Here is a 21,791-nt window from a genome sequence, read left to right as displayed (position 1 = left end):
CCGGGCCTCAGCGCTCCTTGCCGTCGTCGGTACGGCTCGAACCGGCCGAACCGCCCGAACTGCCAGACCCCCGCGAACTGTCGGATCCCCGCGAACCGGCCGAACTGCCCGAACCGCCCGACCCCCGCGAACCGTCGGATCCGCCCGACCCGCGCGAACCGCCCGCCTCGTCGGTACCGACCGCCTTACGGGTACGCGTACGGGGACGCGGGCGGGAGCGGGCGCCGGAACCTTCGCTCGCGGCGCCGGACGCGGCCGGTTCACCGCCCGCGGCCACCTTCTTCACCGTCCGCTTCGCGCCCCTCCTCACGGCGCCTGCCGAAGCGTCCGTACCTGCCGAAGCGTCCGTACCTGCCGAAGCCTCCGCCGACGCCGACCCGTCCGTACCCGCCGAAGCCCCCGCACCCGCCGAACCGTCCGCCGACGCCGCCGCCTCCGCGCCCACCGCGCCCTCCGCACCCCCCACCAGAGGAATCACGGGCGCCACCTCCGGCACCACCGTCACCTCCGGCCGCCGTACCGGCCTGGCCGGCACCGGCTTCTGGTGTCCGTCGAGCAGCACCAGCGACGCCTGGTACACCACCGACAGCGCATACGGCGTGTTGTTGAGCATCCCCCAGAGCTTCGAGGTCTCGTCGACGTCCATCTGCGTCGGGGTGAAGCGCACCTTCTGGGGCGACTCGGCGAGATCGCTGCCCGCCAGATAGGGCCGCCGGGCCGCCTCCTCGATCAGGTCCTGCGGCAGCACCGGTATCTCGTGCAGTGTGCGGACCACGCTGCCGATCAGCCGCTGCCCGACCAGCTCCGTCTCCTCGCCGTACGCGCTGATCAGGAAGTTCAGGTCGACCGCCGCCGCGGACCGCTTCAGCAGGGTGCCGTCCGAGGCCCGGGTGACCAGATCGCTGTTGCCCATCGAGGAGTTGTGCGTGACCTGGTAGAGGAAGACCGTGATCGTCGGGTCGGTCGGCGGATCGGACGGCGGTTTACGGGTCTCCACCGAGACGGCCATGTCGATCTCGGGGTGGAGGTTGTGCTCGATCAGCAGCGCAAGGGCCTGGGTGACCGTCGCGACGGCGAGTGCGTTGCTCATGACGTCAGTTCCTCTTCTCGTCGCGGGAGAGGTACTCCGCGAGGCTCAGCGACGGCCCCCGGCGTTCCGTACGCGTCGGCCGCCCGCCCGCCGCGGGCCGTTCCGGGCCCGCCGCGCTGACCTCCAGCCGCCCGATCTGGATGTGCACCACCCGCTCGGCCGGACGCTGCCCCCGCCGCCCGGCAGCCGTGGCCCGCGCGGCGCCGCGGGCCGCCGGCGCCTCGTCCGTACGCGGCCGGAGCGCCGGGGTGACGGCGCGCGGCCCCGCGTCCGGGCCGGGCCGGACAGGCGCGGACGCCGCCGTGGGCGCGGGCCCGTCCCCGTCGGCGGGCCGCGTCCGCAGCGGTGGACGGACGGCACCACGCGCGGCGGGCCGAGTCCCGGCCGCCGGTAATACGGCAGGCGTCAACAGCACTTCTGCGTACGGTGGTTGAGGCGATACGACATCGGGTTCGTCGCGCGCCGGTGCCTCGCCGCGCAGCACGGTCTCCCGCTCGCTCGTCCTGACCTCCCGCTCGTACCGCACCTGTGGACCGGCGGGCGGTGAGGTCCGCGCCGCCGCGCCCGGGTACGGCGGCTCCGGTCCGTCCGGTGGTACCGCCGGGCCCGGCAGCGCCGTCACCCGCTCGAACGGGCCCGGCAGCCGTGGCCGTACGAGCGCGCGCCGGCCCCCCGCGGCCCCCGGAAGTCCGTCCGGGGGCGCCGGGGCGTGCCGCGCCAGCAGGCGGCCGAAGTAGTCGTCGGGTTCGTCAGGCATCCGCGCACAGCTCCAGGTAGTAGCGGCGCCGCTGCGGGCTCAGGGCCAGGATCTCGGGCTCGCTCCAGCCGTAGGCAGAGGCGAGCAGATGGACGTCCAGGAGCACCTCGCGTGCCCACGCGTCCAGTTCGGTCCACAGGTACGCGGCGATGTCCAGCTCCGCCGAGGTGGCCGCGCCGCACTCCGGGCAGGCGATGGCCAGCGTCAACTCGGCGCCGGGGTCGGCCGCTTCGGCCGCCTCGGCGAACCGCTTCAGCACCCGGCCCGGGAGCCGCCGGACCTCGGCCGCCGTCGCCACCCGGCCGCCCCGTACCGCCGAGACCACGCACCGCGCCGCCAACAGCCGCCGGGCGTCCGTGGCGTCCGTGGCGTCCGTGACGGCCGTGGCTTCCGTGGCGACGGCCGCGAGATCCGCGGCGCCGGGCAGCCGGAACTCCACCACCCAGTCCCCTTCCGTCACCCGTAGCCCGCCCTCGGGCACCACCGGACGCACGGCGCCCAGCTCCCCGGCGTCCAGGTCGAACTCCATCGCCGCCCCGCACTCCGCGTCCGCGCAGTCGAGCGTGACCTGCATCCGGTCGCCGAACAGCGCCCGGCGCAGCGCGAAGAGATCGGCCGCCCGCTCCCCGAGCGGTACCGACAGCAGCGCGTCGGTGTCCGCCCCGGGGCGGGCCGCCCGGTGCAGCAGCAGGGCCCGGCCGCTGCCCTGCCGGGCCAGCCCGGCCTCCCAGGTGGCCAGCAGTTCCGTGGGCCCGGTGACCGTCATTCCTCACCTCTGGTGCCGTGACTTCACCTGCCGTACGGACCGGCTCAGGCCGGATTCGTGAACGACGGTTCCTGCGGTTCCGGCACCTCGTAGTCCCGCTCCCAGCCCTCGCACTCCAGCTTCAGGCTCTGGATGGCGACCGCGTTGGCGTTGGCGTCCAGCTCGCCCAGGACCTGGTACTCGCTCGGCCAGGCCCGGTAGATCTTGTGCGAGACGGCGACCTGCCCGGCCTCGTTGAGGACCTGGATGACGAGGTCCTTGCGGAAGTCGGCCAGCGACACCTCGGAGCCGAGCCCGGCGCCGACCTGCCAGACCTTGTTGGCCCAGCGGTCGAACTCCGGGTCGTGGGTGACCCCGCGCTCCAGGGTGATGCCCTCGAACTCCGAACGGCCCGGTGATTTACGTGGCGAGCTGGGGTCGCCGCCGTTGCGGTGCTTGACGACCTCGGTGGTGCGCTTCAGCGGGCTGACCTTGCTGATACCCGCGACCGTACGACCGTCCCACAGGACCAGGAACTTGAAGTTCTTGTACGGGTCGAAGCGATGGGCGTTGATCTGAAACTCAGCCATCGGATTCCTTCACGTCCTCTGCCTGCATGTTCGCTGTCTGCACGTCCTCTGTCCGCACGGCCGGCCGCTGCCCCGGCCGCCCCGCCGCCCTAGCCGTCGAACTGCCCGGCCAGCTGCTGGATCGTGACGATCACGAACTCCGCGGGCCGGACCGGCGCGATGCCGACCACGACATTGACGACACCCCGCTCGATGTCCGCGGCGGTTGTGGTGTCCTTGTCGCATTTGACGAAGTACGCCTGGCGCGGGGTGCCGCCCTGGAACGCGCCCTTTTCGAAGAGCGAGTGCAGATAGCCCGAGACGTTCAGCCGGATCTGCTGCCACAGCTGCTCGTCGTTGGGCTCGAAGACCACCCACCGCAGACCGCGCAGCAGGCTCTCCTCGATATGCAGCGCGAGCCGTCGCACCGGCAGGTACTTCCACTCGCTCTCCAGCGCGTCCGCGCCGTCCAGGGTGCGCGCGCCCCAGATCAGCGGGCCGGCCACCGGGAAGGTGCGCAGGCAGTTCACGCCGAGCGGGTTGAGCAGCCCGTTGTCCCGGTCGGTGAGCTTGACGGTGAGCGAGTGCACCCCGGCCAGCCGCGCCGCGGTACCGGCCGGCGCCTTCCACACCCCGCGCTCGCCGTCCGTACGGGCGATGACCCCTGCGACGGCGCCGGACGGCGGGAAGGAGCGCAGCCGCCCGGTGAGCGGGTCGGTGAGCTGGAGGTGCGGGAAGTACAGACCGGCGTGGTCGCTGCGGACCGGCGCGAACGCGGCGATCCCGGCACGGGCGGCGTCCACCCCGCCCCAGGCGGCGGGCGCGTCGACGAGCAGGAAGATCCGCCGCTCCCGGCAGAGCCGTTCGGCCGCCGAGAGCACCGTGAGCATGTCCTCGGTGGACTCGTACGACGCCAGCTCCGGCAGCGCGAGCAGGTTGACGTCGGGCTCCTCGCGCAGCGCCTGGAGGCCGCTCTTGCGGGCCTCGCTGCCGATGAGGTCGCGCGGCCCCGGAGGTTCGCCGTCCGCACCGCCGTGGAGCGGGAAGACCGGCGGGCTGACGGACGCCTCCAGACCGAGGTCGTTGGCGCATTCGCCGAGGAAGCGCACCACGTCGCGGGGGTCGGTGGACCCGGCGACCACCTGGATACGGCGCCCGAAGGCGATGACCTCGGCGCCCGCGAAGGCGTGCTTGCCGGGGGCGTCGGGCAGCGCGCGCAGCTTGTGTTCGAGCAGCAGCGCCAGCTCGGCGACATCGCAGGGCGGCGCGCCGTCGCAGTCCGGGTCGTAGAGCGTGAACTCGCGCTCCACCTCTCCGATCTTCACGGTCAACTCGACGTTCAGATCCGGGAGTTCGTGGTGGAACGCCTTCGAGACCGTGCCGGAGGGGTCGGGCCGGTCCTCGCCGACGGCCTCGACGCGGATCAGCGCCGAGTCCGCGTTGATCACGGTCTCGGCGTACCGGCCGTGGCCGGGGTCCATGGACAGGCCGGAGAACGTCTCGTGGACGGTGCCGTGCGCGTCCAGGATCCGGAGGTCGAAGGTCTCGTGGGGGTGCGGGGTGTCGTGGTCCACGGCCAGCCGGAGGCCCGAGCCCCAGCTGCCCGGCTCCTTGGCGTGCACCTCCAGCACCGGGCACCGGCTGTGGCCCTCGGTGGACTCCAGGGTGGCGCAGGCTTCCTTGCCGGTGCCGGCCTTGGTGACCCGGACGATCACCGCGACGGTGCCGCCGTTGCCGAAGAACTGGTGGACGGCGTAGCCGACCGGGCTCCGTGCGGTCAGCCCGCCGAAGCGGCGCTCGAATTCGGCGAAGCTGGTGACCCGCACCGGCCGGTTGAGCGGGCCGCGCCGGGTGTGGCCGATGAAGGCGGTCACGGAAGTCGTGACGGTGGTGATGCTGTGGACGCTGCTGGGAAGCTCTTCGACATAGACGCCGGGATAGGTCGTTTGTGTCGGCATTCCCCCTCCAATCCCTTCAGGCACCGAGTGTGCGGACACCAAGAAATCGGGAAAGGCCGAGAAAAGGGGAGGGCGGTGGGAGCGGACGAGTCCGCGGTCACCCCCTGCCGACCGCGCCGCCCCCCGGCACCCATCAAGTTCCCCCGTCTGTATCCGGCGCGGATCGATCTGCCGACCGGTCTGCACGGGACCAAGCCCGAAGCTTGTGACTCTTGATGCGTAAGTGATGCGCAATTTCTCAACGCAGTCTGTGCCGTGGGGAGTTGGGCGGTCAAGGAGTCATTCGGACACCCCGTGCGGAGGTGTTGTGAGGGTGCGTTGCACGTTCTTCTCCAAGGGTTCGCCGCGCCACCCGAAGCGGAACCGGGGGTGTGCGATAGGGGAGCCCGCGCGGGAGCCGTACGGGATCTGCCGCACCGGATACGGCGGACGGCGTACGGCGCTCACCGGCGCGGGTGGCGCGGGCGGGGGTGCGGGTACGGCCGGGCCGCCATCGAAAGCCGGCCGGGGACCCGTCCGCGACCGGCCCATGGCAGGTCCGGGAGGGGCCCGGCCAAAGGATCTGTGACTGTTATCACCGCTGGAGTGTGATCTGTGATTTAGGGACCTAGGTCCTGCGGCGATAACCTGCAAGACGGACATGCCGCGTATCCGGTCACCGTGTACGCCTCCCCTGTGACAGCGCCGTCACGTTGCCCTTCGCGGCACGCCCATGCAGACAACGAACCGCGATCACTACGGCGATTCAGAGTAGACAAGGGACGGACGCGCGTGGACCTGTTCGAGTACCAGGCGAGGGACCTCTTCGCCAAGCACGGTGTACCGGTGCTGGCCGGTGAAGTCATCGACACGCCTGAGGCGGCGCGCGAGGTGACCGAGCGGCTGGGCGGCAAGGCCGTCGTCAAGGCGCAGGTCAAGGTCGGCGGCCGCGGCAAGGCCGGCGGTGTGAAGCTGGCCACCGACGCGGCCGACGCGGTCGCCAAGGCGGACCAGATCCTGGGCATGGACATCAAGGGCCACACGGTCCACAAGGTGATGCTGGCCCAGACCGCGGACATCGCGGAGGAGTACTACGTCTCCTTCCTGCTGGACCGCACCAACCGCACCTTCCTCGCCATGGCGTCCGTCGAGGGCGGCGTGGAGATCGAGGTCGTCGCGGAGGAGAACCCCGAAGCGCTGGCCAAGATCCCGGTCGATGCCAACGAGGGCTGCACCCCGGAGAAGGCCGCCGAGATCGTCGCCGCCGCGAAGTTCCCGGCCGAGATCGCCGACCAGGTCGCCGATGTCCTCCAGAAGCTGTGGACCGTCTTCATCAAGGAGGACGCCCTCCTCGTCGAGGTCAACCCGCTGATCAAGTCCGGCGACGGCAAGATCATCGCGCTGGACGGCAAGGTCTCCCTCGACGAGAACGCCGACTTCCGCCAGCCCGAGCACGACGCGCTGGAGGACAAGGCGGCGGCCAACCCGCTCGAAGCCGCGGCCAAGGCCAAGGGCCTCAACTACGTCAAGCTCGACGGCGAGGTCGGCATCATCGGCAACGGCGCCGGGCTCGTCATGAGCACCCTGGACGTCGTCGCGTACGCCGGTGAGAACCACGGCAACGTCAAGCCCGCCAACTTCCTCGACATCGGTGGCGGCGCCTCCGCCGAGGTCATGGCGAACGGCCTGGAGATCATCCTCGGCGACCCGGACGTCAAGTCCGTCTTCGTCAACGTCTTCGGTGGCATCACCGCCTGTGACGAGGTCGCCAACGGCATCGTCCAGGCCCTGGAGCTGCTCAAGTCCAAGGGCGAGGACGTCAGCAAGCCGCTGGTCGTGCGCCTCGACGGCAACAACGCGGAGCTGGGTCGCAAGATCCTGTCCGACGCCAACCACCCGCTCGTGCAGCGCGTGGACACCATGGACGGCGCGGCCGACAAGGCCGCCGAGCTCGCGGCTGCGAAGTAAGGGACCAGGACTCCACACCATGGCTATCTTCCTCACCAAGGACAGCAAGGTCATCGTCCAGGGGATGACCGGTGCCACCGGCATGAAGCACACCAAGCTGATGCTCGGTGACGGCACCAACATCGTCGGCGGCGTGAACCCGCGCAAGGCCGGCACCTCCGTCGACTTCGACGGCACCGAGGTACCCGTCTTCGGCAGCGTCAAGGAAGCGATGGAGAAGACGGGCGCCGATGTGTCCGTCCTCTTCGTGCCGCCGGCCTTCGCCAAGGCCGCCGTCGTCGAGGCCATCGACGCCGAGATCCCGCTGGCCGTCGTCATCACCGAGGGCATCGCGGTGCACGACTCCGCCGCCTTCTGGGCGTACGCCGGCGCCAAGGGCAACAAGACCCGGATCATCGGCCCGAACTGCCCCGGTCTGATCACCCCCGGCCAGTCCAACGCCGGCATCATCCCGGGCGACATCACCAAGCCCGGCCGCATCGGTCTCGTGTCCAAGTCCGGCACGCTGACCTACCAGATGATGTACGAGCTGCGTGACATCGGCTTCTCGTCCGCCGTCGGTATCGGTGGCGACCCGGTCATCGGCACCACGCACATCGACGCCCTCAAGGCGTTCGAGGCCGACCCCGACACCGACCTGATCGTGATGATCGGCGAGATCGGCGGCGACGCCGAGGAGCGCGCGGCCGACTTCATCAAGGCCAACGTCACCAAGCCGGTCGTCGGCTACGTCGCGGGCTTCACCGCGCCCGAGGGCAAGACCATGGGCCACGCCGGCGCCATCGTCTCCGGCTCCTCCGGCACCGCCCAGGCGAAGAAGGAGGCCCTGGAGGCCGCCGGCGTCAAGGTCGGCAAGACCCCGTCGGAGACCGCCCGCCTGGCGCGCGAGATCCTCGTCGGCTGACGTGCCCTCCCGGCGCCGCCGGATCCGTCCGGCGCTCACGGCCGCGGGCCCGTACCCCCCAGGGGTACGGGCCCGCGGCCGTTTTGCCTACCGGAACTCCGGGATGAGGCGGGCGCCCGGCGGCAGGTTCTGGACCACCGCCTCCTCCGGGGAACCCGGTCCGCCCGGCCGCGGCTCGCCGTCGTCGCCGGTCCATTCGCCGGGGGTGGCGTCCGCGTCCGGCACGGCGGAGGGCAGGGTCGCGACGGGCACCTCGGGCGGCGGGGTGTAACCGTCCGGCGCGATGATCAGCACCAGCCCGGTCACGGCCGCGAGCAGCCCGGTCACCCCGAACGCGCCACGGGTGACGCGCCGGGTGCCGCGCTCGCTGTCGGCCCGTACCGTCCGCGGGGCCGCCGGCGTCACCTGCTGTGCGACGGCCAGCTGGGTGAACCGGGTGTGCAGGATCTCGCCCTGCCGCACCGGCGGCAGCTCGTAGAGCTCCAGTTCCGGCCGCCGCAGCGCGACCCAGGTGCGCGCATGGGTCAGCCGCCCGGCCGCCGCGGGCGTACTCGCCTCGACCTCGGCCGCCATCTCGTACAGCCCGAGCCCCACGCCGTCGTGCAGCACCAGCGCGCGGCGGTACGGGGCGGGCAGCCGCAGCAGCGCGTTCAGCAGCGCGCGGTCCTCGGGCCGGGCGGGCGGCGGTTCGGGCGCCTCGCGCACCGGCTTCTCGGGGACCCGGTGCCCGGGGCGCAGCCGGTGCCACGGCGACAGCGCGTAGTCGTACGCCGCCACCCGCACCCACCCCGCCGGGTCCGGGTCCACCGCCACCTCCGGCCACCGCTGCCACGCCAGCCGGAACGCCCACTCGACCGCCTCCCGCGCGAACCGGGGCCGCCCGGTGAGCAGATACACCTGCCGTATCAGCGTGACGGCGTGCCGGGTGTAGAGGGCGTCGAACGCGGCGCCGGCCGGGTCGGGGACGGGGGGAGCGGCGGCGGGCGACGGTGCCGCCGCCGGCTCCGGTCGCCGCCGCCGCTTCGCACGGGTCCCGGCGGCCGCGGCGGTCCTGCGCCCTGGCTCCTTCCCCCTCTTCTCCTTCTTTTCTTTCTTCTCTTTCCGCTCCCACCGCTCGCTGTTGTCGGCCGGGTGCCGTTCCGGGGTCGGGCGTGCAGCGGTGTGCGGTGGCGACTGGCGGGCCTGTTGGGCCTGTCGCGACCGCTGCTGGGTCCGCTGCTTGCGCTGAGTCATGCCTCCCGCTCCACTCAGACGTCCGACAAAATGCGCATAAACATATATTGCGCGACACGTCGGTCAATCGCTCACTGCATGGTGGAAACGGGTGTTGTTGGCAGCATGGCGCCGTGAGCGATGTGAGTCCGTTGACCGATCGTGGCCCGACGCTTTCCTCGCAGGGCCGAACCGCCGCGCAGCGCTCCTCCGCCATCGGCGCCGCCCTCATCGGCGGCGTGCTGGCGGCCGGCCTCGGGCTGGGCGCGCTCGCCGTCGCCGTACTGCTGGTCTGGATCGTGGCGCCCTACCCCGACGGCGACCCCTCCGCCGCGCTGCACATCGCCGCCGACCTGTGGCTGCTCGCCCACGGCGGCGACCTCGTACGGCCCGGAACGCACGCCGGCCCGGCCGTCCCGGTCGCGCTGACCCCGCTGCTGCTGACCGTGCTGCCGGTCTGGCTGCTGCACCGGGCGGCCCGCCACACCCTGGCGACGGCGGACGAGGACCGCACCGACGCGGCGGCCGGGCGGACCGGTGCGCTCGCCCGGCTCGGCGGGCTGCTGGCCGGCTATCTGCTGGTCGCGGCCGGTGCGGTGCTCTACGCCTCGACCGGCCCGCTGCGCGTCGTACCGCTCAGCGCCCTGCTGTGCGTACCGGGCACCGCGCTCGTCACCTTCGCCGGCACCGCCTGGCACGTCCTGGGGGGTACCGGGGTCGGCCTGCGGATCCTCGCGGTACGGCGTATCCCGGCCGGCCTGCGCAACGGTGTACGGGCCGTCGTCGCGGCCCCCTGGCTCGCCACCGCGTGCCGGGCCGCCACCGCCGCCACCGCCGCCCTGCTGATCGCCGGTGCGCTGCTCACCCTCCTCTCCCTCGGCCTGCACGCGGGCGAGGTCCGCCACGGCCTGCTGCGGCTGGCGACGGACTGGGCGGGACGCTGCACGGTGCTGCTGCTCTGCCTCGCGCTGTTCCCGAACGCGGCCGTCTGGGGCGCCGCCTACGGGCTGGGGCCGGGCTTCACGGTCGGCGCGGGCAGCCTGGTCGGGCCGCTGGGCACGGCCGGCCATCCGCGGCTGCCGTACTTCCCGCTGCTCGGCGCGCTGCCGGACGCGGGCGCGGGCCGCCCGCTGACCTGGGCGGTCGCCGTGGTGCCGATGGCCGCGGGGGTGCTGCTCGCCCGGCGGGTGGCACATTCCGCATCGGGGGTCGGCACCGCGCCCGGACCGGACGCCCGGACCGGGCCTGCCGCGGGGGACGGGTCCGGTGCGGCGGGCGGTGCCGGTGCCGGGCCGGGCGGCGCGTACCGGCCATGGGGGTGGTGGACGACCGCGGCCGCGGCGGCGGCCGGGGCCGCCGGCTGCGGAGTGGCGATGGCGGTGCTCGCGGCGGTGTCCGGCGGGGCGCTGGGTACCCGGGCGCTCGCCGGCTTCGGCCCGGACTGGTGGTTCACGGGCCTCGCGGCGGCAGCCTGGACGGCGCTGATCGGCATCCCGGGCGCCCTGGTGCTCCGCGCGTCCGGCCTGCGCTCGGCGGACGGGGTGGCCGATGGGGGCGGGGATGGGGACGTGGACGGGCATGGGGACGGGAAGGCCGGGCGGGCTGGGAAAGGCGGGCGGGCCGGGGAGGCCAAAGAGGCCGGGGAGGCTGGGGGGAGCGGGAAGAACCGGAAGGCCGGGAGGGCTGGGAAGGCCAAGGGGAGTGCGGGGGCCAAGGAGGGCGTGCGGGCCAAGCGGGCCAAGGTGGTTGAGCGGGCCAAGGCGGTCGGGAAGGCCGGGGGTGCGGTGCGGGCCAAGGCAGTTGGGAAGGCTGGGGGTGCGGTGCGGGCCGCCGGAGTCCGGAAGGCGGCGGGCCGGTTCCGGCGCCTCTCCCGGTCCCTGGTCCCGTTCCGGCGGCGCCACCGGAAGCCGGCCGCCGAGGCGGTGTCCGGCGCGGCGACCGTTCAGCCCGTACCTGCCGCTGTGATCGCGCGGGCCGTACCTGCCGCCGCGACCGTTCAGCCCGTACCTGCCGCCGCGACCGCGCGTGCCGTACCCGCCGCCGTGGCCGTTCCGCCGGTACCCGTCGCCGCGACCGCGCGGGCCGTACCGGCCGTACCGTCCGTCCCGCTGATCCCCGCCCCGTCCACCGGCCCCAAGAAGGGCGCGGCCTCGGAAGCCAAGGACCCGAAGGCCAAGGCCACGGAAGCCGAGACCAAGAAGGGCGCGGTCAAGAAGAGTGCGGTCAAGAAGGGAGTGATCAAGAAGGGAGTGATCAAGAAGGCCGCAGCGAAGACGGCCGCAGTGAAGACGGCCGCCGCGGCCAAGAAGGGCACGGCCAAGAATCTCGTAACCAAGAAGGCCGAGCCCGCGGATAAGAAGCGCAAGAAGACCACGCCCGAGGGGGCGAAGCGCAAGAAGGCCGAGCCCGAGGGGGCGAAACGCAAAACGAACGAGCCCCCGGCCGCGACCGGCACCGACCACCGGCCCGGCCGCCTCCGCGACCCTCGTACCTGGCGACCGGTCCGCCCCGCATTCCGTCGCCGCGCAGCCGCCACCGCCCCACCGGCCACCGCATCACCGGCCACCGCCCCACCGTCCGGCACGACGCCCCCCGCGGCCCCGCCCGAATCCGTACCCAAGCCCCCGCCCCAGGTCCGGCCCTCGGGCGCGACCGGTGAACCCCCGGCCGACGCTCCCTGAAGCCGAGGCCGAAGCTGAAACCGAGGCCGAAGCCGACCGGCCCCCGGTCTACTGCTGTGGGGTCAGCAGCGGGCGCAGCTCCTTGGGGAGGAGGTTCTCGCAGGACTTGCTCGCCGACTGGGTCAGGGAGTCGTGCACGCAGGTGAAGTAGTCGCGGTAGACCAGCTGGACGGTGAAGGTCGCGGCCACCATCACCAGCGCCACCGAGGCGACCACCAGACCGGCGATGGCCGCGGTCCGCTGCGGCCGGGAGGAGGCCGGTGCGGACGGCGCGCCGCCGGGCTGCCCCGGGGCGGCCGTGGGCGCGGGGTGGCCCTCCATCGCGGCGGTGGTCGCCGCCGCGGCCGACTTCTCGGGGTTCGGCTTGGCACGCAGGGAGCTGATGCCCCAGTAGATCGCCAGCGCGCCGAGCAGCAGGGACACCTCCGGCAGGCTGAAGAGCACGAAGAAGAACGCCCACATACCGGCGAGCAGGGCGTAGCGCGCGCGGCGCTGGGACGGGTCGGTGGGATCCCAGCGCAGACCGCCGCCGGGCCCGCCCTGTCCGGGGCCGCCCTGACCGCCGCCCTGCGGTCCGTTGCGGGAACCGGGCCGGGACCCGAATCCGCCGCCCTGCCGGCCCGGCTGCCGGCTGCTCCACTGGCTGCCCCAGGTCGGGGTCGGTTCGTCCGACGGCGGCTTCTCCTGGTCGCCGTCGCCGTCGCCGTCCTTGCCGTGCGAGGCGGCGCGGCGCGGCCGCCATTCCTGGTCGGGGGTGCCGGCCGGCGGTGCGGCGAAGGGGTTGTCCTGGTCGGGAGCGGAGGGGGCGGGGCGCGTGGAGGCATCCGGGGCGCCGGTGGTGTCCGGGGCGGGTGAGTCCGGGGAGGACGACGACTTGCGCTCACGTGGCAGCAGAACCACCCCGGGCGCGATGGCGGGCTGGGGGTACCTCCCAGCGGTAGCCGGGGGAGGGAGGAGGAGGGCCGCGCGGCGGCGTCGGTCCGGCATCTGGAGTGTGTCTTCCCCTTGTCTTGGCCGACCGTCCGGCGGGTGGGCCGGGCGGACGATTACCACGAACTGCATGCGTTCTCACGCCCGACGCTACCTCCCGCGCCCGCCCCCGTCCCGTGGGGGCCGTCCGGAGTGCCGGTATCGTTGCTGACGGTCGGCGCCTTCGTAGGGTTCCCCGTATTCACGCGACCCATGGCTTCGTACGACCGTACAAATCTCCCGGGCGGGCGCAGGTCATCCGCAGGGCAGCATCCGGCAGTGACCGTCCGCAAGAGCTCCATCCGCAACCGCAGTCATCCGCAAGGCAGCAGCACCGCGCGAGAAAGACCCCCATCGTGGCTCCCGCTTCCCCCCCGCCCCACCCGGACTCTCCCGCCTCCCCGGCCCGGCTCGTCGTGCTCGTCTCCGGTTCCGGGACGAACCTTCAGGCGCTGCTCGACGCCATCGCCGACGAAGGGGCGGCGGGCTACGGGGCCGAGATCGTGGCCGTGGGCGCCGACCGCGCCGGTATCGCGGGGCTGGAGCGCGCCGAACGGGCCGGGCTGCCGACGTTCGTCTGCCGGGTCAAGGACTACGCCGACCGTGCCGCCTGGGACCGGGCGCTCGCCGAGGCGACCGCCCGGTACGCGCCCGACCTGGTGATCTCGGCCGGTTTCATGAAGATCGTGGGCGCGGAGTTCCTCGCCCGCTTCGGCGGTCGCACCGTCAACACCCACCCGGCGCTGCTGCCGAGTTTTCCCGGTGCCCACGGCGTGCGCGACGCGCTCGCGTACGGCGCGAAGGTCACCGGGTGCACCGTCCACTTCGTCGACGACGGCGTCGACACCGGCCCGATCATCGCCCAGGGGGTGGTCGAGATCCGGGACGAGGACGACGAATCCGCGCTGCATGAGCGCATCAAGGAAGTCGAGCGAACGCTGCTCGTCGAGGTCGTGGGGCGTCTGGCCCGGCACGGCTACCGCATTGAGGGACGAAAGGTACGTATCTCGTGACCGCCACCGAAGGTACGAAGCGGCCCATCCGCCGCGCGCTGGTCAGCGTCTATGACAAGTCCGGTCTGGAGGAGCTGGCACGGGGGCTGCACGCGGCGGGCGTCCAGCTCGTCTCGACGGGCTCGACGGCCGCGAAGATCGCCGCCGCCGGGGTGCCGGTCACCAGGGTCGAGGAGGTCACCGGCTTCCCGGAGTGCCTCGACGGCCGGGTCAAGACCCTGCACCCCAAGGTCCACGCCGGCATCCTCGCCGATCTGCGGCTGCCCGACCACCAGCGCCAGCTGGCCGACCTCGGCGTCGAGCCGTTCGACCTGGTGATCGTCAACCTCTACCCGTTCCGGGAGACCGTCGCCTCCGGCGCCACCCCCGACGAGTGCGTGGAGCAGATCGACATCGGCGGCCCCTCGATGGTCCGCGCCGCCGCCAAGAACCACCCGTCGGTCTCCGTCGTCGTCAACCCCGCCCGCTACGACGACGTGCTCAAGGCGCTCGCCGACGGCGGCTTCGACCTCGCCGCCCGCAAGCGGCTGGCCGCCGAGGCGTTCGCGCACACCGCCGCGTACGACGTCGCGGTCGCCTCCTGGTTCGCGGACGGCTACGCCGGCTCCGACGACTCGGGCTTCCCCGAGTTCCTCGGCGCCGCCTACGAGCGCAAGAACGTCCTGCGCTACGGCGAGAACCCGCACCAGGGCGCCGCGCTGTACGTCGACGGCACCGGCGGGCTCGCCGACGCCGAGCAGCTGCACGGCAAGGAGATGTCCTACAACAACTACACGGACACCGACGCCGCCCGCCGCGCCGCCTTCGACCACGCCGAACCCTGCGTCGCGATCATCAAGCACGCCAACCCCTGCGGTATCGCGGTCGCCGCGGACGTCGCCGAGGCGCACCGCAAGGCGCACGCCTGCGACCCGCTGTCCGCGTTCGGCGGCGTGATCGCCGTCAACCGCCCGGTCTCGCTGGCCATGGCCGAGCAGGTCGCGGAGATCTTCACCGAGGTCATCGTCGCGCCCGGCTACGAGGACGGCGCGGTCGAGGTGCTCGCCCGCAAGAAGAACATCCGGGTGCTGCGCTGCCCGGCCGCACCGTCGGCCGCCGTCGAGGTCAAGGCCATCGACGGCGGGGCGCTCCTCCAGGTCGCCGACCGGCTCCAGGCGCCCGGTGACGACCCGTCGACCTGGACGCTGGCCGCCGGTGAGGCGCTCTCCGCCGAGGAGCTGGCCGAGCTGTCCTTCGCCTGGCGGGCGGGCCGCGCGGTGAAGTCCAACGCGATCCTGCTGGCCAAGGACGGCGCCACGGTCGGCGTCGGTATGGGCCAGGTCAACCGCGTCGACTCGGCGAAGCTGGCCGTCCAGCGCGCCGGTGCGGACCGCGCGCGCGGCGCGTACGCCTCCTCCGACGCGTTCTTCCCCTTCCCCGACGGCTTCGAGGTCCTCGCCGAAGCCGGCGTCAAGGCCGTGGCCCAGCCCGGCGGTTCGGTCCGCGACGAACTCGTCGTCGAGGCCGCGCGGAAGGCGGGCGTGACGATGTACTTCACGGGGACGCGGCACTTCTTCCACTGAGCAATGCCGGGCGGGGGAGGGACGGCACCGGCCGTCCCTCCCCCGCCCGCATGTCCTCCCCCGTCACCTTCCGCCGGTACGGCGAAGGCCCCCGGTCCGCCGGGCGGCGGTGGGGGCCTTCCGCCGGACGGGCCGGCTGCCGTGGTGCGGGGGTGGTCAGTAACGCGGCCGGCTGAACCAGGCGTTGCCGTCGTCCTTGGACACGAAGACGATGACCAGAATGCCGAGCGCGGTGTGGATCAGGCCGATGGGGAACAAGAGGAAGCTCGCCAGGGTGTTGGCGACGCCGAAGACGATGGTGGCGATGCGGACGCCGCTGCTCCCGTTGGCGAACTGGAGGCCGAGCGTGATCGCGGCCACCGAGAAGATCACGATGAGCACGATGGCCGCGATCAGCATGCCCTTGCCGAGGCTCAGCGCATCCGAGGTGTCGGTGGTGTCGGCGCCGTACGACGAGAGGTTGCGCGACGCCTTGCTGATGCCGCTCAGCCCGATGACGGCGATGACGAGGCCGATCAGGTTCAGGCCGGTGAGGACGAACAGCATCACGCGGGCGGCCTTCACCCCGCCCGGCATCTCGGTGGGGTACGGCATCTGGGGCATCCCGCCGCCCGGGTAGGGGCCGTACGGCGCGGGCTGCTGCTGCGGATATCCGTATCCGGGCTGCTGGCCCTGCGGCTGCTGGCCCTGCGGCGGACCGTAGGGGTTCTGGTTCGGGTAGCTCACGAGCGGTGTCCTTCGGGCATGTCGAGCGGCCGGCGCGGAGTGGCTTGCGCCGATATCAGCGAAGTAAGGGGACGGTAAGAACAAGTCTCGCCATGATCGGCGGGGCGCCTCCCGGCTGTCCACCCGAGATCCCTGGCGGACCCGCGTTCGTGACCGGGTTCATACGGCGAAGGCCCCCGCTCGCCGGTGGACGGACGAGCGGGGGCCTCGGTGAGCGGGCGGGGCCGGCTCACTTGGAGCTGACGACCACCGAGCCGATGATCTTGTCCGCGAAGGTCTGCGACTTCTCGTCCCAGAGCGGCCACCAGTAGCCGAGACCGCAGAGCGGGGCGTCCAGGAAGTGGCACAGCTTGCGGACGAAGGCCATACCGAAGCCGAGCGGCTGACCGGTCGCCTCGCGCACCACCCGGATGTTCAGGGCCTTCTTGCCCGGCGTCTGGCCGGTGGAGCCCTCCTTGGCGATCAGGAATATCCCGCCGGCCAGCAGGAGCAGCCCGCCGAGGGACATCAGCACGAGCGCGCCGACCGGGGCGCCCGTACTGGCCGCCGAGGCCGAGTTGTAGGCGTCCGTGACGCACTGCGTGTCCTGGCAGTGCGAGGTGTCCGGGAGCGAGGCCACGGCCGAGGCGCCCGTCATGAAGAGCCCGACGATATAGAGGATCGTCGGCAGCAGACCCACGATCAGGTAGTCGAGGAGCGAGGCGCCGACCCGGGCGCCCCAGCTCGCGTACCCCTGCGGCATGCCCATCCCCATGCCCGGCATGCCCTGCTGCGGATAGCCCTGCTGCGGGTAGCCGTAGGGCTGTGCGGGCTGCTGCTGCGGGTAGCCGTAAGGCTGGCCGGGCTGCTGCTGCGGAGCGCCGTACGGCTGCTGCTGCGGCGCCTGCTGCGGATAGCCGTAGCCCGGCTGCGGCTGCTGCTGCGGGGGCTGCTGGCCGTACGGGCCCGGCGGCACCTGCGGGGGCTGCTGGCCGTACGGATTGTTGGGGTCGCCGAAACTCATGTGGTGTTTTCCTCCGTTGGTCAGTGGGGGACGGCGCGGCGCGTCTCGGAGGAAAAGCAGATTTCGCTGGCCCGCCCCCGATTGATGCCTGCGGCACTGATCGGCAATCCTTCTAGCCGCGGATTGATGTTGTCCAGTCAAGAGGGTCACAAGAAGGTCAGCTGTTGTGTAAGCGCAATGATCAATTCCGCTTACCTGCCCTGATTGGAACGGGACCACCCTCATCCGGGAGGATGGGGGGATGAGCGCCCAGATTCTCGATGGCAAAGCCACCGCCGCAGCGATCAAGTCCGAACTCGTCGCCCGTGTGGAGGCGCTGAAGGCCAAGGGTGTGCACCCCGGTCTCGGCACGGTCCTGGTCGGCGACGACCCCGGCAGCCGCTGGTACGTCAACGGCAAGCACCGCGACTGCGCCCAGGTCGGCATCGCCTCCCTCCAGCGCGAACTGCCGGCGACGGCCACCCAGGAGGAGATCGAGGCGGTCGTCCGGGAACTCAACGAGAACCCGGAGTGCACCGGTTACATCGTCCAGCTGCCGCTCCCCAAGGGCATCGACGCCCACCGCATCCTGGAGCTGATGGACCCGGCCAAGGACGCCGACGGTCTGCACCCGACGAACCTGGGCCGGCTGGTGCTGGGCACGCCGGGCCCGCTGCCCTGCACCCCGTACGGCATCGTCCAGCTGCTGCGGCGGCACGGCGTCGAGATCAACGGCGCGCATGTGGTCGTCGTCGGCCGCGGGATCACCATCGGCCGGCCGATGCCGCTGGTGCTCACCCGCAAGTCCGAGAACGCCACGGTGACCCAGTGCCACACCGGCACCCGCGATCTCTACCAGTACCTCCGGCAGGCCGACATCATCGTGGCCGCGGCCGGGGTGCCGCACATCATCAACCCGGAGGACGTCAAGCCGGGCGCGGCCGTCCTCGACGTCGGCGTCAGCCGCGACGAGCAGGGCAAGATCGTCGGCGATGTGCACCCGGGCGTCGCCGAGGTGGCCGGCTGGGTCGCGCCGAACCCGGGCGGTGTCGGCCCGATGACCCGCGCGCAACTGCTGGTCAACGTCGTCGAGGCCGCCGAGCGCGCCGCCGGCTGAGCCGGACGACGAAACCGGAGCCGGACCAGGACACGGAGAGGGACTGCCAGCCATGGGTGCCGAAGCGCATTCGGACGGAGCGTCCGAGCCGCAACGCTCCTCGCGCCGCTTTCAGCTGACGAGGGACACCGCGCGGCCGGAGGGCGGTGGGCGGGCCGCCTCCGGCGACCACCCCGCGCCCGCCCGGCAGTGGCCGCTGCTGACCGTCATGGGCGGGGTCGCGGTCGGACTGCTGATCGTGGCGTTCGACGCGTTCCGCGTCGGGACGATCCTGATCGGGCTGTCCCTGCTGGCCGGGGCGGCGCTGCGGTGGGCCCTGCCGTCGGTCGGGATGCTGGCCGTCCGCTCCCGCTTCACGGATCTGGCGACGTACGGAGGGCTCGGCTTCGCCATCGTCATGCTGGCGCTGATGGCGCAGCCGAAGCCGTGGGTGCACATCCCGTTCCTGGACGATCTGGTGCATTTCACCGTCCGGTAGCCGCGCCGTGTGGGGACTGTCCAGGAATCACGACGTCGAGTATCTTGATGACGAGATAAATCGAGGCTGAAGAACACCGCACCGGATGCCGCCGATCTCCCGCCGACGCCGTCCGGGGGGTGTCCCCACACGCGAGAGGGACGTGCCACCTCATGGCCAAGATCAAGGTAGCCAACCCCGTCGTCGAGCTCGACGGCGACGAGATGACCCGCATCATCTGGTCCGCCATCAAGAACAAGCTGATCCTCCCGTACCTCGACATCGACCTGAGGTACTTCGACCTCGGGATCGAGCACCGTGACGAGACCCGCGACCAGGTGACGGTCGACGCCGCCCACGCCATCAAGGAGCACGGCGTCGGCGTGAAGTGCGCCACCATCACACCGGACGAGGCGCGGGTCGAGGAGTTCAACCTCAAGGCGATGTACCGCTCGCCGAACGGCACCATCCGCAACATCCTCGGCGGCGTGATCTTCCGCGAGCCGATCCTCATGGAGAACGTGCCGCGCCTGATCCCGGGCTGGACCAAGCCGATCGTCGTCGGCCGGCACGCCTTCGGCGACCAGTACCGCGCCACCGACCTGACGGTCCCCGGCGCGGGCACCCTCACCCTGACCTTCACGCCGAAGGACGGCACCGAGCCGATCGAGCTGGAGGTCCACGAGTTCCCCGGCTCCGGTGTCGCGCTGGCCATGTACAACCACGACGAGTCGATCCGCGACTTCGCGCGCGCCTCGTTCCGGTACGGCCTGGCCCGCGGATACCCGGTCTACCTGTCCACGAAGAACACGATCCTCAAGAAGTACGACGGCCGCTTCAAGGACCTCTTCCAGGAGGTCTTCGACGCCGAGTTCAAGGACGACTTCGACGCCAGGGGCCTGACCTACGAGCACCGCCTGATCGACGACATGGTCGCCTCGGCGCTCAAGTGGGACGGCGGCTACGTCTGGGCCTGCAAGAACTACGACGGTGACGTCCAGTCGGACATCGTCGCGCAGGGCTTCGGCTCGCTCGGCCTGATGACCTCGGTCCTCATGTCGCCCGACGGCCGGACCGTCGAGGCCGAGGCCGCGCACGGCACGGTCACCCGCCACTACCGCCGGCACCAGCGGGGCGAGCAGACCTCCACCAACCCGCTCGCCTCGATCTTCGCCTGGACCCGCGCCCTCGCGCACCGCGGCAAGCTGGACGGCACCCCCGAGGTCACTCGGTTCGCACAGACCCTGGAGCGGGTCTGCGTCGAGACCGTCGAGAGCGGCCGGATGACGAAGGACCTGGCGCTGCTGATCTCCAAGCACGCCCCGTGGCTGACCACGGAGCAGTTCCTGGACGTGCTGGACGCCAACCTGAAGAAGGCGATGGCCGCCTGATCCGCCGGCCGCCGCCGCGGTCCGCCCTCCGTCCGTGCGCGGCGCACGGGTGGGGGGCCGCTTCGCGAGCGGACGCCGGTCCGGGGCGTACGGCGGTCGTCGCGCGTCGGCGGGGGTGCCAGACTGCTGGGAACAGAGGTGCGCGGGCACCGGAGTGCGGGAGTGACAACGGTGGGCGGGTGACTGGTGTAGCGGCGAGGGCAGGGCTGTTTCGGGCAGCGGAATCGGGTACGTCGGCGCAGGGGCGCGGATGCAGGGATACGGGGGGATTGGGGGAGGCAATGCCTCGCTGGAAGGAGCTACCGGAGGAACTCGACCCGCAGGTGCGGGAGTTCACCGGTCAGCTGCGCAGACTCGTGGAGCACAGTGGCCTGAGCCCGGCCGCCGTGGCGGACCGTACGGGCTACAGCAAGACCTCGTGGGAGCGCTATCTCCACGGCCGCCTGCTGGCACCGCAGGGTGCCGTGCTCGCGCTGGCCGAGGTGACCGGCGCGGACGCCGGGCATCTGCTGACCCTGTGGGAGCTGGCCGAGCGCGCCTGGAGCCGGTCGGAGATGCGGCGCGACGCCACCATGGAGTCGATACAGGTGGCGCAGGCGCGGTTCGCGCTGGGGGAGTACGCCCCCGATCCGGACCGGGTGCCCGCAGCCTCCCCGTCCGAGCCTCCGTCGCCGCCTTCGACTGTGTCCCCTTCGTCCCCTCCGCCAGCCTCGTCGCCCCCGCCCGCCGGGCGGACCGCGGACCCGGGGGCCCGGCAGCTCCGTCGGCAGCTGCGCCGGGAGCGGATGACCGTGTGGGTCGCCGGTGCGGCCGGGGTGCTGCTGGTCGCCGTCGGTCTGCTGCTGCTGGCGCTGAACCCGAGCGGCGGCGGGGGCAAGAAGGCGGCGGCCGCGACCGCGCCGGCGGCGTCGGCCCCCCAGTCGCCGCCGCCGAGCGCGCCGCCGGCGCTGCCCGCCGGAGTGCGGTGCACCGGCGCCGACTGCGCGGGCAAGGACCCGAACCGGATGGGGTGCAGCGGGCAGAACGCCGTCAGCCCGTCCCGGGGCGCGGCGGGCGCCATGCGGATCGAGGTCCGCTACAGCAAGGTCTGCGCCGCGGCCTGGGCGCGGGTCACCGGTGCGGCCCCGGGTGAGCAGATCACCGTCGGCGCGGACGGCCACAGCGCCACGGCCCGCACCGGGCAGGGCGGCGACGGCTACACCCCGATGGTCACGGTGTCGGGCGACCCGGCCAAGGTGACGGCCTGCCGCACGACGGCCGCGGGCCTGCGGCACTGTGCGCAGCCCGCAGCGGCGAAGAGCCCGGCGACCCCCTGAGAGCGGCCCGGCGCCGCTCCGGGACGGCCGGTGCGCCGGCGGCGCCCCGCCCGCGCGGGCCACGGCGGTCCCGCGACGACGCGATCCGGCCGTCCGCCGCCCGCGAACCGGCCGCGCCATGGCCGGGATTCGCCGTACGGCGCGGGCCCGCACAACCCGGGGGGATTGCCCGTGCGGATCCCGGGCATGCGCACGTTGACCCCCCACGGGTGCGACACAAGTCGGCGGTCGTCCGCGCTCCCCCCTCCATGCGCGGGCGGCCGCCGCACGCGTTCGTACGGATTTGTCCGGGGCGTGCGCGGGAGCACCGGCGGGCCTCCGCCGGACCGCCGCCGGACCACCGGTGAGGCGTGCCACACCGGCCCGTCGTCGGCGCCGGGCAGGGGTCCGATAGC

General features: G+C 72.5%; 18 protein-coding genes. 9 read left to right on the top strand and 9 right to left on the bottom strand.

From position 1 onward, the window contains the following. Nucleotides 1-7: 7 nt before the first annotated feature. The 5 genes from IH09_RS37820 to IH09_RS24040 form a co-directional block, all read right to left on the bottom strand. Nucleotides 8-1,090 (bottom strand): DUF4255 domain-containing protein, encoded by a 1,083-nt coding sequence (locus IH09_RS37820; RefSeq protein WP_110952546.1) that lies wholly within the window; start codon nucleotides 1,088-1,090, stop codon nucleotides 8-10. A gap of 4 nt (nucleotides 1,091-1,094) precedes the next feature. Next, the gene (locus IH09_RS24055; protein WP_052859559.1) at nucleotides 1,095-1,847 is read right to left on the bottom strand and encodes a hypothetical protein; all 753 of its coding nucleotides are present in this window, start codon (nucleotides 1,845-1,847) and stop codon (nucleotides 1,095-1,097) included. Continuing rightward, the gene (locus IH09_RS24050; protein WP_052859558.1) at nucleotides 1,840-2,613 is read right to left on the bottom strand and encodes a T4 family baseplate hub assembly chaperone; all 774 of its coding nucleotides are present in this window, start codon (nucleotides 2,611-2,613) and stop codon (nucleotides 1,840-1,842) included. The genes IH09_RS24055 and IH09_RS24050 overlap by 8 nt, the downstream gene beginning before the upstream one ends. Nucleotides 2,614-2,657: 44 nt before the next feature. Next, a complete protein-coding gene (locus IH09_RS24045; RefSeq protein WP_052859557.1) occupies nucleotides 2,658-3,182 on the bottom strand; it encodes a phage tail protein in 525 nt (174 codons plus the stop codon). Nucleotides 3,183-3,271: 89 nt separating this feature from the next. After that, nucleotides 3,272-5,119 (bottom strand): phage tail sheath family protein, encoded by a 1,848-nt coding sequence (locus tag IH09_RS24040; protein WP_052859556.1) that lies wholly within the window; start codon nucleotides 5,117-5,119, stop codon nucleotides 3,272-3,274. Nucleotides 5,120-5,890: 771 nt separating this feature from the next. Here IH09_RS24040 and sucC point away from each other — a divergent pair. Next, nucleotides 5,891-7,066, top strand: coding sequence for an ADP-forming succinate--CoA ligase subunit beta (gene sucC, locus IH09_RS24035; RefSeq protein ID WP_052859555.1), 1,176 nt, complete (start codon nucleotides 5,891-5,893; stop codon nucleotides 7,064-7,066). 19 nt (nucleotides 7,067-7,085) lie between these two features. Then, nucleotides 7,086-7,970 carry a succinate--CoA ligase subunit alpha gene (gene sucD / locus IH09_RS24030; RefSeq protein ID WP_052859554.1) on the top strand — a complete coding sequence of 295 codons (885 nt, stop codon included), beginning with the start codon at nucleotides 7,086-7,088 and terminating at the stop codon, nucleotides 7,968-7,970. Between the two features lie 87 nt (nucleotides 7,971-8,057). Here the strand turns inward: sucD and IH09_RS39285 are convergent, their stop codons facing one another. Next, a complete protein-coding gene (locus tag IH09_RS39285) occupies nucleotides 8,058-9,203 on the bottom strand; it encodes a SigE family RNA polymerase sigma factor (protein WP_052859553.1) in 1,146 nt (381 codons plus the stop codon). Between the two features lie 113 nt (nucleotides 9,204-9,316). Here IH09_RS39285 and IH09_RS39280 point away from each other — a divergent pair, with 113 nt between their 5' ends. Then, a complete protein-coding gene (locus IH09_RS39280) occupies nucleotides 9,317-11,863 on the top strand; it encodes a cell division protein PerM (protein ID WP_190233388.1) in 2,547 nt (848 codons plus the stop codon). Between the two features lie 48 nt (nucleotides 11,864-11,911). Here IH09_RS39280 and IH09_RS24015 read toward each other — a convergent pair whose 3' ends face one another. Further along, nucleotides 11,912-12,850, bottom strand: a complete 939-nt coding sequence (locus IH09_RS24015; protein WP_110952545.1) for a hypothetical protein — start codon at nucleotides 12,848-12,850, stop codon at nucleotides 11,912-11,914. Between the two features lie 338 nt (nucleotides 12,851-13,188). On the opposite strand from IH09_RS24015, the gene purN reads away from it, so the two are divergent. Both purN and purH read left to right on the top strand, forming a co-directional pair. Then, the gene (purN, locus tag IH09_RS24010; protein WP_052859550.1) at nucleotides 13,189-13,845 is read left to right on the top strand and encodes a phosphoribosylglycinamide formyltransferase; all 657 of its coding nucleotides are present in this window, start codon (nucleotides 13,189-13,191) and stop codon (nucleotides 13,843-13,845) included. Beyond that, complete coding sequence (purH, locus tag IH09_RS24005; RefSeq protein WP_052859549.1) at nucleotides 13,842-15,407, top strand: bifunctional phosphoribosylaminoimidazolecarboxamide formyltransferase/IMP cyclohydrolase; 1,566 nt, start codon at nucleotides 13,842-13,844, stop codon at nucleotides 15,405-15,407. The genes purN and purH overlap by 4 nt, the downstream gene beginning before the upstream one ends. A 156-nt stretch (nucleotides 15,408-15,563) precedes the next feature. Here the strand turns inward: purH and IH09_RS24000 are convergent, their stop codons facing one another. Together IH09_RS24000 and IH09_RS23995 are read right to left on the bottom strand one after the other, a co-directional pair. Continuing rightward, nucleotides 15,564-16,133 carry a hypothetical protein gene (locus tag IH09_RS24000; RefSeq protein ID WP_052859548.1) on the bottom strand — a complete coding sequence of 190 codons (570 nt, stop codon included), beginning with the start codon at nucleotides 16,131-16,133 and terminating at the stop codon, nucleotides 15,564-15,566. Between the two features lie 229 nt (nucleotides 16,134-16,362). After that, the gene (locus IH09_RS23995) at nucleotides 16,363-17,136 is read right to left on the bottom strand and encodes an RDD family protein (protein WP_052859547.1); all 774 of its coding nucleotides are present in this window, start codon (nucleotides 17,134-17,136) and stop codon (nucleotides 16,363-16,365) included. Nucleotides 17,137-17,377: 241 nt separating this feature from the next. On the opposite strand from IH09_RS23995, the gene IH09_RS23990 reads away from it, so the two are divergent. The 4 genes from IH09_RS23990 to IH09_RS23975 all read left to right on the top strand — a co-directional run bounded on the left by IH09_RS23990 (nucleotide 17,378) and on the right by IH09_RS23975 (nucleotide 21,396). Further along, nucleotides 17,378-18,232 carry a bifunctional methylenetetrahydrofolate dehydrogenase/methenyltetrahydrofolate cyclohydrolase gene (locus IH09_RS23990; RefSeq protein ID WP_052859546.1) on the top strand — a complete coding sequence of 285 codons (855 nt, stop codon included), beginning with the start codon at nucleotides 17,378-17,380 and terminating at the stop codon, nucleotides 18,230-18,232. Between the two features lie 52 nt (nucleotides 18,233-18,284). Beyond that, on the top strand, nucleotides 18,285-18,710 hold the full coding sequence (locus IH09_RS23985) for a DUF3017 domain-containing protein (protein WP_052859545.1): 426 nt from the start codon (nucleotides 18,285-18,287) through the stop codon (nucleotides 18,708-18,710). Nucleotides 18,711-18,862: 152 nt separating this feature from the next. Further along, complete coding sequence (locus IH09_RS23980) at nucleotides 18,863-20,080, top strand: NADP-dependent isocitrate dehydrogenase (protein ID WP_052859544.1); 1,218 nt, start codon at nucleotides 18,863-18,865, stop codon at nucleotides 20,078-20,080. 281 nt (nucleotides 20,081-20,361) lie between these two features. Then, on the top strand, nucleotides 20,362-21,396 hold the full coding sequence (locus IH09_RS23975) for a helix-turn-helix domain-containing protein (protein WP_052859543.1): 1,035 nt from the start codon (nucleotides 20,362-20,364) through the stop codon (nucleotides 21,394-21,396). Nucleotides 21,397-21,791: the final 395 nt, after the last annotated feature.

Origin of the sequence: Streptomyces celluloflavus, assembly GCA_000720995.1 — a bacterium.
Classification (GTDB): domain Bacteria; phylum Actinomycetota; class Actinomycetes; order Streptomycetales; family Streptomycetaceae; genus Streptomyces; species Streptomyces celluloflavus.
Note: the sequence above shows the minus strand (reverse complement) of the source record. Positions and strands in the feature narration are given on the sequence as shown.